Annotated in this window: 16 protein-coding genes; all 16 read left to right on the top strand. The window is 40.9% G+C overall.

Annotated features, from left to right (window positions below; genetic code table 11):
* Positions 1-12: 12 nt before the first annotated feature.
* On the top strand, positions 13-786 hold the full coding sequence (locus JVX94_RS06190) for an SDR family NAD(P)-dependent oxidoreductase (protein WP_205184955.1): 774 nt from the start codon (positions 13-15) through the stop codon (positions 784-786).
* A gap of 15 nt (positions 787-801) precedes the next feature.
* Positions 802-1,608, top strand: a complete 807-nt coding sequence (locus JVX94_RS06185) for a histidinol-phosphatase (protein ID WP_095408523.1) — start codon at positions 802-804, stop codon at positions 1,606-1,608.
* A 24-nt stretch (positions 1,609-1,632) separates the two neighbouring features.
* Complete coding sequence (locus JVX94_RS06180; protein WP_034281869.1) at positions 1,633-2,715, top strand: inositol-3-phosphate synthase; 1,083 nt, start codon at positions 1,633-1,635, stop codon at positions 2,713-2,715.
* A 3-nt stretch (positions 2,716-2,718) separates the two neighbouring features.
* Complete coding sequence (locus tag JVX94_RS06175) at positions 2,719-3,570, top strand: HAD hydrolase family protein (protein ID WP_205184952.1); 852 nt, start codon at positions 2,719-2,721, stop codon at positions 3,568-3,570.
* Positions 3,571-4,707 carry an aminoacyl--tRNA ligase-related protein gene (locus tag JVX94_RS06170; protein ID WP_205184950.1) on the top strand — a complete coding sequence of 379 codons (1,137 nt, stop codon included), beginning with the start codon at positions 3,571-3,573 and terminating at the stop codon, positions 4,705-4,707.
* Positions 4,694-5,824 (top strand): nucleotidyltransferase family protein, encoded by a 1,131-nt coding sequence (locus JVX94_RS06165; protein ID WP_205184947.1) that lies wholly within the window; start codon positions 4,694-4,696, stop codon positions 5,822-5,824. Before JVX94_RS06170 ends, JVX94_RS06165 begins: the two co-directional genes overlap by 14 nt.
* 4 nt (positions 5,825-5,828) lie before the next feature.
* A complete protein-coding gene (locus tag JVX94_RS06160) occupies positions 5,829-7,085 on the top strand; it encodes an ATP-grasp domain-containing protein (RefSeq protein ID WP_205184946.1) in 1,257 nt (418 codons plus the stop codon).
* Complete coding sequence (locus tag JVX94_RS06155; RefSeq protein WP_205184944.1) at positions 7,072-8,382, top strand: type III PLP-dependent enzyme domain-containing protein; 1,311 nt, start codon at positions 7,072-7,074, stop codon at positions 8,380-8,382. The genes JVX94_RS06160 and JVX94_RS06155 overlap by 14 nt, the downstream gene beginning before the upstream one ends.
* The gene (locus tag JVX94_RS06150; protein ID WP_205184942.1) at positions 8,348-9,541 is read left to right on the top strand and encodes an acyl-CoA dehydrogenase family protein; all 1,194 of its coding nucleotides are present in this window, start codon (positions 8,348-8,350) and stop codon (positions 9,539-9,541) included. The genes JVX94_RS06155 and JVX94_RS06150 overlap by 35 nt, the downstream gene beginning before the upstream one ends.
* Positions 9,542-9,566: 25 nt before the next feature.
* Positions 9,567-10,562 (top strand): hypothetical protein, encoded by a 996-nt coding sequence (locus JVX94_RS06145; protein ID WP_095408531.1) that lies wholly within the window; start codon positions 9,567-9,569, stop codon positions 10,560-10,562.
* The gene (locus JVX94_RS06140; protein ID WP_197197865.1) at positions 10,531-11,085 is read left to right on the top strand and encodes a hypothetical protein; all 555 of its coding nucleotides are present in this window, start codon (positions 10,531-10,533) and stop codon (positions 11,083-11,085) included. Before JVX94_RS06145 ends, JVX94_RS06140 begins: the two co-directional genes overlap by 32 nt.
* A gap of 12 nt (positions 11,086-11,097) precedes the next feature.
* Positions 11,098-13,065 (top strand): asparagine synthase (glutamine-hydrolyzing), encoded by a 1,968-nt coding sequence (gene asnB / locus JVX94_RS06135; protein ID WP_205184940.1) that lies wholly within the window; start codon positions 11,098-11,100, stop codon positions 13,063-13,065.
* A 62-nt stretch (positions 13,066-13,127) separates the two neighbouring features.
* Positions 13,128-13,400 carry a YlmC/YmxH family sporulation protein gene (locus tag JVX94_RS06130; protein ID WP_008344726.1) on the top strand — a complete coding sequence of 91 codons (273 nt, stop codon included), beginning with the start codon at positions 13,128-13,130 and terminating at the stop codon, positions 13,398-13,400.
* Positions 13,401-13,523: 123 nt separating this feature from the next.
* Entirely contained in the window at positions 13,524-14,426 is a 903-nt protein-coding gene (gene dpaA / locus JVX94_RS06125) for a dipicolinic acid synthetase subunit A (protein WP_205184938.1), read from the top strand.
* Entirely contained in the window at positions 14,423-15,016 is a 594-nt protein-coding gene (dpaB, locus tag JVX94_RS06120; protein WP_048239799.1) for a dipicolinate synthase subunit B, read from the top strand. The genes dpaA and dpaB overlap by 4 nt, the downstream gene beginning before the upstream one ends.
* A 139-nt stretch (positions 15,017-15,155) precedes the next feature.
* A complete protein-coding gene (asd, locus tag JVX94_RS06115; protein ID WP_024424127.1) occupies positions 15,156-16,175 on the top strand; it encodes an aspartate-semialdehyde dehydrogenase in 1,020 nt (339 codons plus the stop codon).
* Positions 16,176-16,215: the final 40 nt, after the last annotated feature.

Here is a 16,215-nt window from a genome sequence, read left to right as displayed (position 1 = left end):
GGAGGCAGCTACATGCGAGGTATGAAAGGAAAGACGGTTATTGTGACAGGCGGAGCTCAGGGGATTGGATATGCGGTCGCAGAACGAGCCGCACAAGAAGGTGCACAAGTCGCCATTGCTGATCACCATGTAGATTACGGAATTGCAGCAGAAAAACAGCTCAAAGCAAATGGATATGATGTTTTGTTTATAGAGGCTGATATTGCTGATGAAGCATCAATTGTTTCAATGATCGAAAAAACAGCCAATCATTTTGGGGAAATTGACATGCTGGTGAATTGTGCAGCCGTTTTTATCATGCGGGGTCTTGAAGCAACCGTTGAAGAATGGCGGCGCATCATGGACTTGAATATTATGGGACAAGCGCTTTGTGTCAAACATACTGCGCCTTACATGGAGAAAATAGGAAAAGGATCGATTGTAAATATTGCATCCATTTCAGGCCACATTGCCCAGCCAAAATATTTAACATATAACGCGACAAAAGCAGCTGTTGTCAATATGACGCGGTGCATGGCAATGGATTTGGCGGATGCAGGTATTCGTGTAAACGCAGTGAATCCAGGCACGGTGTGGAACAAAAATAACGAGCGGTTCCATTTAGAAGAGCTTGGATTGACAAGAGAGCAAGCAAATCAGCATCCTGATATTGGCGGGATGCACATGTTGAAACGAACTGCTGATCCAGAAGAGATCGCATCTGCTGTCATCTTCCTTCTTTCAGAGGAAGCGAGTTTTATTACAGGAGAAAATTTGATGGTTGACGGCGGCTATACTGCCATGTAGAGGAGTAAAAATTGCATGAAATTTGATCTGCACACACATCATCAACGCTGTGGTCATGCGGAAGGGAACATCAGAGAATATATCGATGAGGCTGTCAAATTAGGTCTGGATTTTATTGGAATATCAGATCACTCCCCGTTCTTTGGTGAAGAGGCTGACCACTTTAAACCCTGGGTAGCGATGGCTAAAAGTGAATTTCAATCATATATAGAGGAAGTCCTGCAGTTGAAAAAGGAATATGACGGAAAAATTCACGTGCTGTTAGGTGTCGAATCTGACTATTTTCCAGAACACGAGGCCCTTTACCGAGACGTGTATCGACATTATCCATTTGATTATATCATTGGCTCGGTTCATGTCAGTAATGGATATGACCTATTTAACCGGAAACGGTGGGAACGAATCACAGAGCAACAAGCCATCATTGAAAAAGAAACGTATTACGAGTTAATTAAAATGTCTGCTGAGAGTCAAATGTTCGACGTTTTAGGCCATATTGACGCCTTAAAAGGTTTTTATCCAGAGATTGCTCATGTCAAAACACAAGCTGTCGATGATGCACTGCAAGCAATTGCGGAGAGTGGTTCTGTCATTGAAGTGAATACCTCTGGCAAAACAAAAGACTGCGGCGGCTGGTATCCATCATTGGATCTATTAGAGCGAGCCAAATTTTACGGTGTGGATGTCACGTTTGGCTCAGATGCACATCAGCCAGCCCGAGTAGCAGATGATTGGCTGAAAGTAAAACAGACTCTGAAGGAACTAGGTTATCAGGAATGGTATATCTTTCAATCTCGTCAAAAGCGAAAATTGGCTCTATAAATTCTAAAAAAAGGGGTTATGAAAATGACAAAAGTTCGCGTAGCAATTGCAGGAGTAGGATCATGCGCTTCAAGTATCGTTCAATTTGTAGAATTGGCAAAGGAAAAGATGGATACGCTCTCCGGTGTTATGCATGATGTCATTGGAGGTTATCACTTGTCTGATGTGGAATTTGTTGCAGCTTTTGAAGTAGATCAAAATAAAGTAGGAAAAGACTTATCAGAGGCTATTTTTACTAAACCAACGGCTGCAGTAAAACATATTGATGTTCCGTTTTTCCAAGTACCCGTTGAAGCAGGTCCTTTATGTGATGGTCTTGAAGGAGATTTGTCCAACTGCATTCAGCCGCATGAACATTCATTAAAAATGAACACACATGATGTGACGCAAAGATTAAAGGACGTTCAGGCAGATGTACTAGTCTGCTTCTTACCGACTGGTTCATTTGAAGCTGTTCGAGTATATGCAGAGGCGTGTGCACACGCGCAAACTGCCTTTATTAATGCGACACCTGAACCGGTGGCAAATGATCCTGAATTTGTCAAAATGTTTGAAGAGTCGAATACACCGCTCCTTGGAGATGACTTAAGAAGTCATTTAGGTGCCACAACACTGCATACAGCGTTAATTGAGCTATTAAAATCCCGAGGGATTGACATTACCAATACGTATCAATTGAATGTCGGAGGCAATACAGACTTTTTAAACCTTGCCAACCCAATGAGATCAACGAGTAAACAAAAATCGAAGAGAAAAGCATTATTTGCCTCTGGTATTGATGCCAGCGAAGTGGCAGCAGGTCCAAATGGCTATGTCAGCTACTTAGGGGATCATAAAGTCTGCTTCCTGCGATTGGAAGGAAATTCTGTTTTAGATTCAGACATTTCGCTTGAAATCCGTTTACAAGTAGAAGATTCTCCGAATTCAGCTGGTGTTATCGCTAACGCAATGCGTGTAGCAAAAGCAGCTAAAGACATGAATCACAGCGGTGTCATACATGACGTCTGCCCGTTCTTATTCAAAAGCCCTCCAATTGGACAAGTAGATTCAGAGTCATTACGTCTATTCAATGAATATGTAGCAAATGCTGAGCTGAAAAAGGTGTGATCAGTGGAAGCAGAACTAAATCTTTGCGAGATAAAATTTGCCGCTTTTGACTTGGATGGAACATTAATTGATGACAGAGGCAGGCTTATTGGTGATGTCCATGGCGCAGTGAACATGCTGCGCCAAAGAGGCATTATTTCAATTATTGTCACAGGCAGAACCTATGATTCTTTCTTCTCTTTGAACTTAGATCCATCTTTACTCGATTTATTTCATCATGATGTTTTGCTAAATGATGGAAATGTGATTTGTCACCATCAAAAGAAAACATTTGACGTGAAACAATATCTAGATGCTGCTATATGCCAGCAGGTCATTTCATCACTTGATGGTCAAGCTGAATTTGTCATTGAATCACACGGGAAGCATGTGGCATCAAGTAAAAGCGCTAAGTTGAAATATTGCATGCTTTACACATTTCCACGAGAAAAAATAGAGGTAGGTCATCAGAAAGAATTCAAATTTGACCGTGTGACAAAACTATTTATTTTACCGAAAGTAAAAATAGATATCGCTCATCTATTAAGAGATTATCATTGTGATGTTGCGGATGCCCAGTTTTTAAATGCACAAGTGATATCCCCGAAAGGAATTTGTAAGGCAGATATGCTTGGGCAACATTTATTAGATTGTTTTGGAGAAAGTGATTTAAATCGTGTGATTGCTTTTGGAAATGGTCATAATGACAGACTGCTGCTGAAGAAGGCGAGGTGGGGGCTGGCAGTTCAAGATAGCCATCCATCGGCGATTGAGTTATGTGATGTACATCTGGGGGAGCCAATTTATGACTATCTTAATAAAGTTTTACAACCATTAGAAGCACCAGAAGTGATCAATGAAAAGGGAGGAATTTAGTTGAGAACCCTTCAGCTGCCTTTACCAGATGCGCTAGAAGATACAATGATACCTGATTTTGTGGAAAGAGTTTCTTTTCTATCAGCCCATATTTTGCACGTTGATCTTCTTGAAGAGGAATCTGTTATTGAAGTAACAGTCGATCATACGGGAGATGCAGAGGCAATATCAGCTGCGTTTTTAAAGTTATCGTCAAATGTAGCTCAACTGCGGAGGTTTCGTGAAAAGGAAATGAAATCAAATATTCATTTAAAAAGTGAGCCTGTTCATTCGAAACTAAGCGGGGATGACCAAAAGAGAACCTTCTACGATGAAATTGAAATGGAACTCGCACACTATTTTGATCAATTATTCTTAAATATGGGGGCTTCACTTGGAGCCAAATTAAGAAGATACCCTTCTACGATGAGTAAAGAATTAATGGAAAAGTGTAAATACCATACGAATTTTCCGCAAAATATTTATTCTGTCTTTGAAATACCTCATGATTACCAGGTTATTGATGACATTCGAGAAAAGCATCATGGTTTTCTTCCTGAACACTTCCAGCAAGCAGGCCGATTTTTACAACCGTGCATTTGTTATCATTGCTACGAGGAATGGGAAGGGAAGACCTATACAGACAATCAAATGATGACAGCAGCGGGGCAGTGTTTTAGACATGAAATTTCTTGGAAAGTAGATCCGCTAAGGAAACTAGAATTCAGTATGCGTGAAATTGTCTTTATCGGTGATAACGAATACATCAACGAAACGAGAAAAACACTTCTTGAACACACATGGCAATGTTTTCATCAGCTTGGCCTTAGTGGAAAGGTCACCACCGCAAATGATCCCTTTTTCTTTTATGATGATATGGATAAAGCGAATTATCAATTAATGGCGAACAGCAAATATGAGTTAGTAGCTGTGACAGAAAAGAAAGACGTTTCGATCGCTTCATTTAACGACTGTGGAGAGATGCTTTGTGAAAGGTTCCAAATCAAGGGAGAAGATGATATGCCGCTTTATTCAGGTTGTGCCGCATTTGGTATCGATCGATGGGTGCAAGTATTTTTACAAACATACGGTCGAAATCGAAAGAATTGGCCGGATGAAATGCTTCATATAAAGGAGGGTCAATATGCTGCAAAGTAATCTGACTCAAGAAGAGCACACAGCCCTCATTTTATCTAATCCTTTTTTAGAAGACAGCCAGATAGAAGAGATGCAGGAGCTTCTATATCAGCAGCAAGACTGGAATGTCATTCTTGGAATGCTGCATGTTCACCGGACAGCCGGTATTGCATGGAAAAATATTAAACGTTACGCCATTCATTTAAGAAAAGATTTTAAAGCAACTTATTTTTTAAAGTCATTAGAGATTATGTATAAGGGGCAATTAGAAACGGCACGAGACAATATCAAGTTAAACGATCAGTTATTCCAAGCACTTGATCAAAAAGGAATTGAGTATGCCATTGTAAAAGGAAGTGTGATTGGTCAGTGGGCATACGGCGATGTAGGGCTTCGCTTATTTGGGGACAACGATCTCTTTATCTCACAAGATCAGCTGCAAGAAACTGGACATGTATTAAAAGAATTAGGCTATATTCAAGGTTCTTGGAATTATGAAACGGAGACAGTCACACCTGCGAAACGAAAAGACATTCTTTACCTCATCATGAACTCACATCAAACCTACACCTACATGAAACCTACACCAGAATGCCGCTTTATTGATTGTCATAAAATCGATGTTCAGTTTTCAGTTGACCTCATGACAGGAAACCGGACAGATTCAATTGTCCAAGAAATGCTGTCTAGACGAATTCAAACGTCTGTTGAGGAGCACCTTGTATGGTCATTAAAAGAAGAGGATATGTTGATTTTCTTATGTATTCATTTTTACAAAGAGGCGATTTATTTAAATGAAGTCGAGTCAATGAAAGATTTACTGCTTTATAAGCTGCTTGATATATATGGGATGTTTATGAGAGAAGGCCTATTGGATGTGGAGTTGTTTGTCCGTCGAACGAAAGCGTATGGCTTTGAAAAGATGGTCTATTTTGCTTTGCATTATGTGAATGAAGTCTTTCCTCATACGATTCCTGATCTTGTCATGGATGCACTTCAGCCTGAATCACTTGCTTATTTATCCGAAGTACTGGATGCAAATGATGTCGTTCATACCTGGAATCAGCCCATTCGCAAACGTTTCTTTCACATTAATCGGTCTTTAGAAATACAAAAGCATTCTGTTCATAAGGAGTAGTGTGATGAAAGATCCGGCAGCGCTATTTGATTTTAAGGGAAGAAACGACGTCATATGGTTTGGGAATATGAATCAAGAACAAAGCTGGGATCAAACAAAGGCTTTACCTGTTATGACAGACCATGTTCAAAATGAACTGGTTCTTCAGCAAGAACAACAACTGCTTTTGATTGCTTCTAAGGATCATCATGTCATCATGCATCATCAGCCTGAACCTGCTTTTTTAGCCTATTTGGAAAGGCAAGGTGTCAAGCTTCCGCATATGGTTCAAAAAGAAGATGGCTTGAAATTAAAGGGACTCATTGTACCTTATCTTTTAGATGAATCTGTTGAACAAGCATCATCGGTTGAAAAAAGAAAGATTTATGGCTCAAATTCAACACTCGTAAAGCGATTCAATCATAAGATTTCGACTAGAAAATGGGCAGAAGAACATCAGTTTACCGTCACGTGTGGTGCTGTTTGTCAAAATACTGACGAGTTAAAAAAGACGTATGAAGAATTAAGGGCGAATCATTTCTCAAAAATGGTTCTGAAAATGCCTTATGGATCATCTGGTAAGGGACTTCGTATTTTAAAAAACGAGAGAGAATTCAAGCAGCTAGTGACCTTTATTGAAAGAAGAAAAATCCAAACAGACCTTCTCTTAGAAGGGTGGCATCCGATTAAGCGATCTTTAAATGCTCAATTGCTCATTCAAGAGGAAGGATCACACTTACTTTCAATTACAGAACAGAAAATTAATGAGGACGGCATCTACTTAGGGACCGATTTTGCGCCTATTTATGAACAGGACAAAAAACGTGAATATGAAGTAAGCATGCATCGAATCATAGAGCTTCTATATGAAGAAGGGTATCGTGGCGTGGTTGGCGTTGATTCGATCATTGATATAAATGAACAGCTCATACCGATCATTGAAATAAATGCCCGGTTCACGCAGGTTACTTATTTACTCCCAATCATTTGTCGTTTTTTTTCAACCTACGAATATATTGAAAGCCGCTTTAAAAGATTCTCATGCAGTGCCGATCTGCCGTTTGAAGATGTGTTAACGGAGGTAACAGAAGCACTCGATCCGGGAGAAGATGGTGGGTTTTTTATTTATACTTTCGGTAAAACGAGAGCGGATGATATGTGGCACTATCGACTGTTTATATTGTTTTACCATATGAAGAAGGACAAGCAGATTCATATGCTGACAAAGTTTGATGATATGGCATTTTCAGCAGAAAGGGGGAGAGAATTTGCCGAAAAATGACTCTACGCTCTTAGAGAAAGCGAATGGTTATGGGACGCCGATGTATGTATACGATGGAGATGCATTGAAAGATCACTATGATCACATTACAGCATGGCTCCATCAATCAGCTGAGGTGTTCTTTTCATTTAAGTCCAATGGAAATGTCTCGATTGCGTCATTGTTACAGTCTTTTGGGGCTGGTATAGAAGTGGCTTCTGCAGGAGAGCTCCTTATGGCTGTAAAAGCAGGTTATTCCCCGGAGCAAATCATTTTTTCTGGCCCTGGTAAGCAGAAGCAAGAGATCGATGTCGCGATCCAGCATGAGATCTATTGTATTATCGCAGAATCAAAGGAAGAGCTTATTTATATCGCTGAGTCTGCAAAGCATCAGGATAAACAGGCATCAGTAGGCATTCGGATTAATCCTGAATCCATTGAGTCACGAGCAAAAATCAAAATGGGCGGAGTCCCAAGTCCATTTGGGATAGATGAATCCAAACTGAAGGACGTATTTGACCTATTTCAGAAGTATGATCATTCGCTCGTATTTAAAGGGGTTCATATGTATTTGGGAACTCAAGTTCTTGATGAAACATCGCTTTTATCATCGTTTGAATACACGCTCAATACAGCTGTTCGAATCAAGAAAGAATATGGACTAACATGCCAGATGGTTGATTTAGGCGGCGGGTTTGGTATTCCGTATTTTCAGCATGAGACACCACTAAATGCCGAACGGTTATTTCAAAACGTAGCGGAATTGATTCGAGCGTACGAAACTGAGCTGGAATCTCCGAGATTTATTATTGAGATGGGGAGATTCCTTTTAGCGGAATGTGGTGTTTATTTAACAACTATACAATATGTAAAAGAATCAAAAGGGCAGACGTTTTTAATTGCAGATGGAGGAATGCATCATCATCAAGCGATGACGTTTAGAGGCAGGCTGCTCCGCAATAATTATCCGATGCGGCTCATTAAACCTTCTAGCAAGCCCTCGGCTGTAGTGAAACAATCGATTGTGGGTCCACTATGTACTCCTGAAGACTTAATTGGCCGGCAGGTAAAGCTTCCGCAAGGCGATGTAGGTGATCTTCTTTGTATTGAGAAATCAGGGGCATATGGACTCTGCTACAGTCCAACCTTATTTTTAGGTCATTCTTCTCCGCTAGAGCTGCTTTTGTTTGATGGAAACGATTATGTCATTCGAGACAGAGGGACCCCGGATGATCTTTTATTGAAACAAAATAGATTATTCTTTAGACAAAGGAGGGATGAATATGACACTGACGGAGCTACGACAAGAAACGATTGATCGTCTTGTTTTGCAATTTTCGGAAAGAGCGCGTCAGCTTGATGATGAATTTCAGTTCCCGCATCAAAATCTAGACGAGCTGATTAATTGTGGATTACATGTCGCCAATATGCCGCAACAAGACGGGGGTCTTGGATATGGATTTGAAGAAACGGTGACTCTTTTGTCACACATATCTAAAGGGTGCGCGTCGACAGGACTCATTATGGCGATGCATTACTATTCGCTCGGCGCATTTTCTGAAGTGCTTACAATTGAGCAGCAGGCCGCAATTTTTGAAGATATTCGGCGTTCAGGAGAACTAATCGCTTCTGTTAGCGATCCGAATGTGATTTTTATTTATCAGCGTAAGCAAATGGACGGGATTCCGACCATTACCGCAGAGAAAACAGATGGCGGATATCTTGTGAGTGGAACTAAATTCACAGTGACTGGAGCACCGCGCATTAAATATTTACCGATTTATTGTCAGTATGCACCGTCGTCATGCACATCTCAATATGGAATGACTGCGCTCTTAATGACATTACCGAGTGAAGGCGCTGCGATTGAGGAATCGTGGAATTATTCGGGTATGAGAGCATCGATGAGTCATCACATTCATTTTGACCAAGTGTTTATACCCGATCATCAGCTCATCGGTCGGGAAGGCTACGCAATAGAAGATACTGAAAATTTAATCTATTGGTTTCGTCTAGCTGTTACAGCTGTTTATTATGGCATTGCAAAATCAGCATATGAACATGCCCTCGGTATGGCATATAAAAGAAATGATCGAATTTCCAAGAAAAAATCAGCCTTTTTACCAGGCCAGCAATTTCGTATTGCAGATATGAAAATTAAATTAGATGTTGCACATTCTCAGCTTATGGCCTGCGCTCAGCAAGCAGATCAAGAAAAGAAACAAAATCATTACACAAGTGATTTGTATACGAAGACGCTGATTACAAAACTTGTTGTTACGCAAGCAGCAGAAGAAATCGTACAGCTAGCTTCTCAGGTCGAGGGTTTTTCTTCATTACAGCAAGGATCTTTGCTTGAGCGTTTAAGCCGAGATGTGAAAGCGGCAAAATTTCATCCGCCTTCTGAAGATTTATTAAAAGAAGTGATTGCGAAAAAAGAGCTGGGCATTATCCCGTTAAAAAATCGCTGGGTATGATGGCCAGAAAAAGGAGGAGACATATGTGGCTACTGCAGCACCTATTTACCGGAACAATTACTTAAACTGTTCTCAATTAACGATTGCAGCCATGCTTCTTAGAAAAGGGATTGAAATTGATAGGGTTTGGAGGCAGGCAGGCCTTGTTTATAGACCTCAAGACAAAGGATTTGTTTTGATCGGTTCCTTTAAACATTTTCGTGAGGATATTCTCCATCATAATGGCATTCATTTAGAAGAAATTTTTTACACGGAAGAGGAATTAGACCTCTATATCAACCGTGTGTTTAAACAGCATCCAAGCGCAGGGACTGTCTCTGTTTCCTTAGATATATTTGAATTACCGTACTGTCCATTTTACGAAAGAGAACATGGGTACCACACATTGGAAGTACTTGAGGTAAATGATGATCATGCAGTGGTCAGTGACCATGCTTACTCCTATCATGGCACATTGAGTAAAGACCATTTGATGAAAGCTGCCCGCTCTGTATATGAACATACACCTCGAACCGAGAATCGTTATAAGTGGATCAAACATGTGGAACTTCAGAAAGAACCGGATGTGCTGGTGATATTAAAGGAGCATGCTGCCATCTTAGAAGGAGCACCGCCGCATTTTGATTTGCCTGGAGCTGTCACAGGGCTAGGTGCTATTTCAGTCATTCAAAAGGATTATATTGATAGTATCAAAGACAATGAAAATGGTAATTTATTAGACAATGTTTATTTTGAAGGACTAAAGGATGTGGCCAACTCCAGAAAACATATGGTGACATTCTTATCTTCTTATGAAAATGAGCTTTTACATCCCCTTATTCAAGCGTTTGAAGATGCTTATCAAAGCTGGACAGTGCTCGCCAATTTTACGGCTAGAGTAGGCCTCAGTAAAAATCCTCGCAGTATGATAGACAGGACGGCGAATCGGTTTCAAAAAACATTAGAAGTGGAGACCAGCCTGCTTACAGAACTAAACGAGGTGATTCAAAATGAAGACCTATCAAACTCTCTCTCTTCATGATTATGTCAATAACAGAGGCATCACATATCAAAATGAATATGAAAAAGGCCAATTAACAATTGGCGGAGCTTCTTTGCCGGCTGAGTTAATCATGAACGTGCAAGATCCTATTATCGAAGGGATTCCTTTTCAGTTCATATATCAAGATCAAGGAGACAATATTGAATTAGAGGGACAGTCTCTTCGTTTTCCGCCACTTGAAGCAGAAGCGCTTCATGTCGTAGGCTGTTCATCCAATGGCAATCTTTACGAAGAGATTTCATTATTACGAGAGGGGAACGTTGTCTGTGAGACTCGGCTTTCATTAACGGATGTGATTGAACGTGAACCAGCATTTCATGATCGAGCGGCATATGCATTTGATTATATTCATACGGTATCCGGCATTAATCATCATTTGACATCAAACCTCTGGCTTGATTCGCTCACCTTTTCGCAAAAAGTAGTTTTTGATGAAATTCGCTTTCAAGATAATCCATTTATGCATATTTTCGCAATGACGATTCAGCAGTCAGATCATTAATGGAAGGGAGCCATGTCTATGTGCGGCATTGCAGGCTATTGTCATTTTAACCAAGCACCACTTGATCCTCACATCTTACTGAAGATGAAAAGCGCACTTGCTGTGCGTGGACCTGATGATAGTGGTGTCTATCAAGATGACTCAGTTGGTCTGGTTCATACGCGGCTTTCAATTATTGATATTCAATCTGGGCCGCAGCCAATAACAAATGAAGATGATTCTATATGTGTGATTCTAAATGGAGAGATTTATAATTTTAAAGAATTAAGAGAGAACTTATGGAATAAAGGCCATTTGTTTCGCACAGAGACAGATACAGAAGTGCTTGTTCATGGCTATGAAGAATACGGAATTTCCTTTGTTGAGCAATTAAACGGAATGTTTGCAGCTGCGATATGGGATAAAAAGAAGAAAGCACTTTATTTGTTTAGAGACCGTTCTGGGATTAAACCGCTGTATGTTTCAGAATGCCGGGGAGGGCTTATTTTTGGATCGGAAATGAAGGCCCTTTTTCAGCATCCAGACATACAAACTGCTATTGAGCCGGACGCTGTTCTTAGTTATTTATCCTTCCGTTATTCGATCGGCGAGCAGACTTTTTTTCAAGGAATTCAAAAATTACCCCCAGGTGTCATCTTGAGAATAGATGAAACAGGCATAACAAAAGAGACCTACTGGCAATATCCGCTCCCAGCTGATGGGATCGATCGGGGAGAACGTTATTATCAAAAGGAATTGTTTGAATTAATTCAAGATAGTGTGCAAAAACAGATGATGTCTGACGTGCCTGTGGGAGCTTTTTTGAGCGGGGGAGTGGATTCGACTTCGATTGTCGCTTTGATGTCCAAATACAAAAACGAGAATATTCATTGTTTTTCGACCAGCTTTGAAGAGGAAGGCTTTTCTGAAGAAAGCTATGCCAAACTCGCGGCAGATCAATACAATGTCAAGCTACACTCACATCGAATGAGTGAAGAAGAGTACTTTCAATTATTGCCTGAAGTTGTGAAGCGAAGAGATCATCCTCTTTCTATTCCTCATGAAGTCGCTTTTTACCATATGTCACGGGAAGCAAAAAAGCACGTGACGGTGGTTCTATGTGGTGAAGGAGCGGATGAATTGTTTGCAGGTTATGGACGTGTCTTTAGGAGTCCAGCAGATTGGCGGAAAATTTTATGGCTTCAAAAAAACCGAAAACTGTCCTCCATTCTTTCGAAGGTATTATTTGAACCATCCTTTCAGCAGCAGGTACATCAATTGATCGACCTTGAAGGTGAGATGGATCATTACAAAAAAAGGTATGCATGGTTTACTGCTGGCGAAAAAGAGCAGCTTTTAAGTCGGCACGCTGGTTCAATTGACCCTCCTGACTCACACATGAACCAGTTTATTGCCCATTGCTTTCAAAAGATGGAGGGTGCGTCGTATGAAAATAAACTGCTCTATTTATTCCAGCAGATTCATTTACCAAATCTGTTAGACCGGCTTGATATGATGACGATGTCACATGGACTAGAGGCGCGTGTTCCATTTCTTGATCATCGCATCATCCAATTTGTCAATGACATGCCCTTCAAATATAAGCTTCCTTATAAAGGACTGCCTAGCAGGCTGCAAGCATTTTTTCAGTCGAGTCTCAAAACGAGTGAGGTACAAGACATTCCGAAATATATGTTAAAAAAGACAATGGAGCAAACAGTGGATAAGCGTATATTATATAGAAGAAAAATGGGTTTTCCGGTTCCAGTGTATCATTGGATGAGCAAACGAATGAAAGAAATCGAAGAGAAGCTTCTTGATCAACAAAGCTTTGCAACAGAACTGTTTCAAAGAAAGCCACTAGAACAATTTTTACGAAATCATTCGAATCAGAAAAACAAAAATGGAGCGGATCAAAAAGTCTGGATGCTGTACAACTTGGAATTATGGCATGATCACTACATGAAAGGGACGCAGCTTTCTCTCCAAACGAGTCATTAAAGAGATCCGGTCTATTCCCTTTGTCTGCTGCATATATGATACGGAAGGGAAGTGATGCGATTTTGAGGCTGAGTGAACTGTCGGGAAAAGAGATTGTCGATATTAAAAGAGCGGAGCGGCTTGGCGTGCTTGGACAAACTGATCTTGAAATCAATGAACAGGACGGTCAAATTACAGCACTCATTATACCTTCCGTGAAGTGGTTTGGCTTTCGAAAACAAGGAAATGACATCCGCGTCCCGTGGAATCACATTCAAAAAATAGGATCAGATATGATCATTCTCGATGTGCCTGAAGAACTTCAGCCGCACGGAGAAAAAGAGCACCCGTCATAAACGGGTGCTCTTTTTCTTTTCTCTCTCTGATTCGTTCACAGGCTGAATCCTCTCCTCATATGCTGAAAGGGAGATTCAGAAAATATTACAGACTTTTTTAAATAAAGAAGGTGAACGGTCAGTATGTTGAGCGGTTTAACGGTTGCGGTGATCGGGGGAGATGCAAGGCAGCTTGAAATTATTCGCAAGTTGTCACAGCAGCATGCCAAAGTGTTTTTAGTCGGATTTGATCAGCTGGACCATGGATTTATTGGCGCTGAAAAGCTGAAAATGTCTGAACTTCCATTCGAACAAGTAGACAGTATGATCCTGCCAGTATCAGGGGCAACGGATGAAGGCGTTGTTGCAACTGTTTTCTCAAATGAGCAGGTCTTGCTGGAAGCAAAATATTTAGAAAGAACCCCTGCCCATTGTACCTTGTACTCAGGTATTTCAAATACGTACTTAGACAATCTGGCAAAGCAGGTGAACCGGAAGCTTGTGAAGCTGTTTGAGCGAGATGATATTGCCATATATAACTCTATTCCAACAGTTGAAGGGATTATCATGATGGCCATTCAGCAAACGGACTATACGATTCACGGTTCTCATGTCGCTGTTCTCGGACTTGGAAGAACAGGACTCACGATTGCCCGTACATTTCGGGGACTAGGGGCAGACGTAAAAGTAGGGGCGGCAGACACAGCACATTTAGCGCGGGCCTTTGAGATGGGGCTTGATCCATTTTCAATGGACCGGTTAAAAGAAGAAGTAACAGACGTTGATATTATCATCAATACCATTCCAAGTCTAGTATTAGATTCATCAGTCATCGTCAGCATGACACCAAAGACACTCATTTTGGATATCGCCTCCCGCCCAGGCGGAACAGACTTTGACTTTGCACAAAAGCACGGAGTAAAGGCACTTCTTGCACCAGGACTCCCGGGGATTGTTGCACCAAAAACAGCAGGACAAATCATTGCAAAAGTGCTTTCCGGGCTTTTATGTGAACTTGCGGAGGAAAAAAGGGGGATGGAATCATGACATCATTAAAAGGAAAAAGAATCGGCTTTGGTTTAACAGGTTCCCACTGTACGTATGAAGCTGTTTTTCCGCAAATCGAAGCGCTTGTAAAAGAAGGGGCAGAGGTGCGTCCAGTGGTGTCGTACACGGTGCAGAGCACGAATACGAGATTTGGAGATGGAGCTGAGTGGATCGAGCGGATTGAGAAGCTGACTGGATTTAAGGCGATTGACTCAATCGTTAAAGCAGAACCGCTCGGACCTAAGCTGCCGCTTGATTGTATGGTCATTGCTCCTTTAACTGGAAACTCAATGGCGAAATTTGCAAATGCCATGACAGACAGTCCTGTTTTAATGGCTGCTAAAGCAACCATTCGAAATCATCGTCCTGTCGTTTTAGGTATCTCAACAAACGATGCGTTAGGCTTAAATGGTACAAATCTGATGAGACTGATGTCGACAAAGAATATTTTCTTTATTCCATTTGGCCAGGACGATCCATTCAAAAAACCGACCTCGATGGTCGCAAACATGGATCTGCTATCTCAAACAGTAGAAGAGGCGCTCCAGCATAGACAAATTCAGCCGATTTTAATTGGACCAAACGAATAATAGTTTCACTAGAAAATCATGAAAGATTCAAAAAAGATGCTTCAAGCCTTGCTTTTCTATGGTAAAATAAAATGTAAAAAGTCATAGGATGGCCATCCGAAAGAAAAGAATCATGGATGGGTCGGAAGGAGTTTTACTGATGGGAAGAGGATTGCATGTAGCTGTAGTTGGAGCGACTGGAGCTGTCGGTCAACAAATGTTAAAAACACTAGCTGACAGAGATTTTGAAATGGATACACTTACTCTACTATCCTCAAAACGTTCTGCTGGAACAAAAGTGACATTCAGAGGTCAGGAGTACACTGTTCAGGAAGCAACACCTGAAAGCTTTGAAGGAGTAAACATTGCATTATTCAGTGCTGGAGGAAATGTTTCCAAGGCGCTAGCTCCTGAAGCAGTCAAACGAGGTGCGATTGTTGTTGACAACACTAGTGCTTTTCGTATGGACGAAAACATCCCTCTTGTCGTACCAGAGGTAAACGAAAAAGATTTGCATGATCATCAAGGGATCATTGCAAACCCTAACTGTTCAACGATTCAAATGGTAGCGGCATTAGAACCGCTTCGTCAGGCGTATGGAATGAAAAAAGTCATTGTCTCTACGTATCAAGCAGTATCAGGTGCGGGACATGAAGCCATTGACGAACTATACAGCCAATCACAAGCTATTTTAAATAAAGAAGATGTAAAACCAGAAGTCATGCCTTATCAAATTGCATTTAATGCGATTCCGCAAATTGATAAATTCCAAGACAATGGTTATACATTCGAAGAAATGAAAATGATCAACGAAACGAAAAAAATCATGCATATGCCAGAGCTGGAAGTAGCGGCAACATGTGTGAGACTTCCAATTGAAACAGGTCATTCAGAATCTGTTTACGTCGAACTAGAATCAAATGATGCAACAGTGGAAGACCTTAAATCAATTCTAAAAGATGCACCGGGAATTACGCTGCAAGATGATCCGTCTCAGCAAATTTATCCAATGCCTGCAGATGCTGTTGGGAAAAACGACGTATTTGTCGGCCGCATTAGGAAAGATTTGGACCGTCCAAACGGGTTCCATATGTGGATTGTATCTGATAACCTGCTTAAAGGTGCTGCATGGAACTCAGTTCAAATTGCAGAAAGCTTAAAAGCATTAAAATTAGTTTAACATTTAATGGATGTTGAGGACGAACAGAAGAGAGTTAGGC

This window comes from Bacillus sp. PDNC022 (genome assembly GCF_016919285.1).
In the GTDB taxonomy this organism is placed as follows: Bacteria; Bacillota; Bacilli; order Bacillales; family Bacillaceae; genus Bacillus; species Bacillus safensis.
Note: the sequence above shows the minus strand (reverse complement) of the source record. Positions and strands in the feature narration are given on the sequence as shown.

Bases quoted from the DNA above. Each gene is read 5' to 3' on its own strand.
- asd (WP_024424127.1), top strand. From the start codon at position 15,156: ATGGGAAGAGGATTGCATGTAGCTGTAGTTGGAGCGACTGGAGCTGTC.
- asnB (WP_205184940.1), top strand. From the start codon at position 11,098: ATGTCTATGTGCGGCATTGCAGGCTATTGTCATTTTAACCAAGCACCA.
- JVX94_RS06165 (WP_205184947.1), top strand. From the start codon at position 4,694: ATGCTGCAAAGTAATCTGACTCAAGAAGAGCACACAGCCCTCATTTTA.
- JVX94_RS06185 (WP_095408523.1), top strand. From the start codon at position 802: ATGAAATTTGATCTGCACACACATCATCAACGCTGTGGTCATGCGGAA.
- JVX94_RS06140 (WP_197197865.1), top strand. From the start codon at position 10,531: ATGAAGACCTATCAAACTCTCTCTCTTCATGATTATGTCAATAACAGA.
- dpaA (WP_205184938.1), top strand. From the start codon at position 13,524: ATGTTGAGCGGTTTAACGGTTGCGGTGATCGGGGGAGATGCAAGGCAG.
- dpaB (WP_048239799.1), top strand. From the start codon at position 14,423: ATGACATCATTAAAAGGAAAAAGAATCGGCTTTGGTTTAACAGGTTCC.
- JVX94_RS06150 (WP_205184942.1), top strand. From the start codon at position 8,348: ATGACACTGACGGAGCTACGACAAGAAACGATTGATCGTCTTGTTTTG.
- JVX94_RS06160 (WP_205184946.1), top strand. From the start codon at position 5,829: ATGAAAGATCCGGCAGCGCTATTTGATTTTAAGGGAAGAAACGACGTC.
- JVX94_RS06190 (WP_205184955.1), top strand. From the start codon at position 13: ATGCGAGGTATGAAAGGAAAGACGGTTATTGTGACAGGCGGAGCTCAG.
- JVX94_RS06180 (WP_034281869.1), top strand. From the start codon at position 1,633: ATGACAAAAGTTCGCGTAGCAATTGCAGGAGTAGGATCATGCGCTTCA.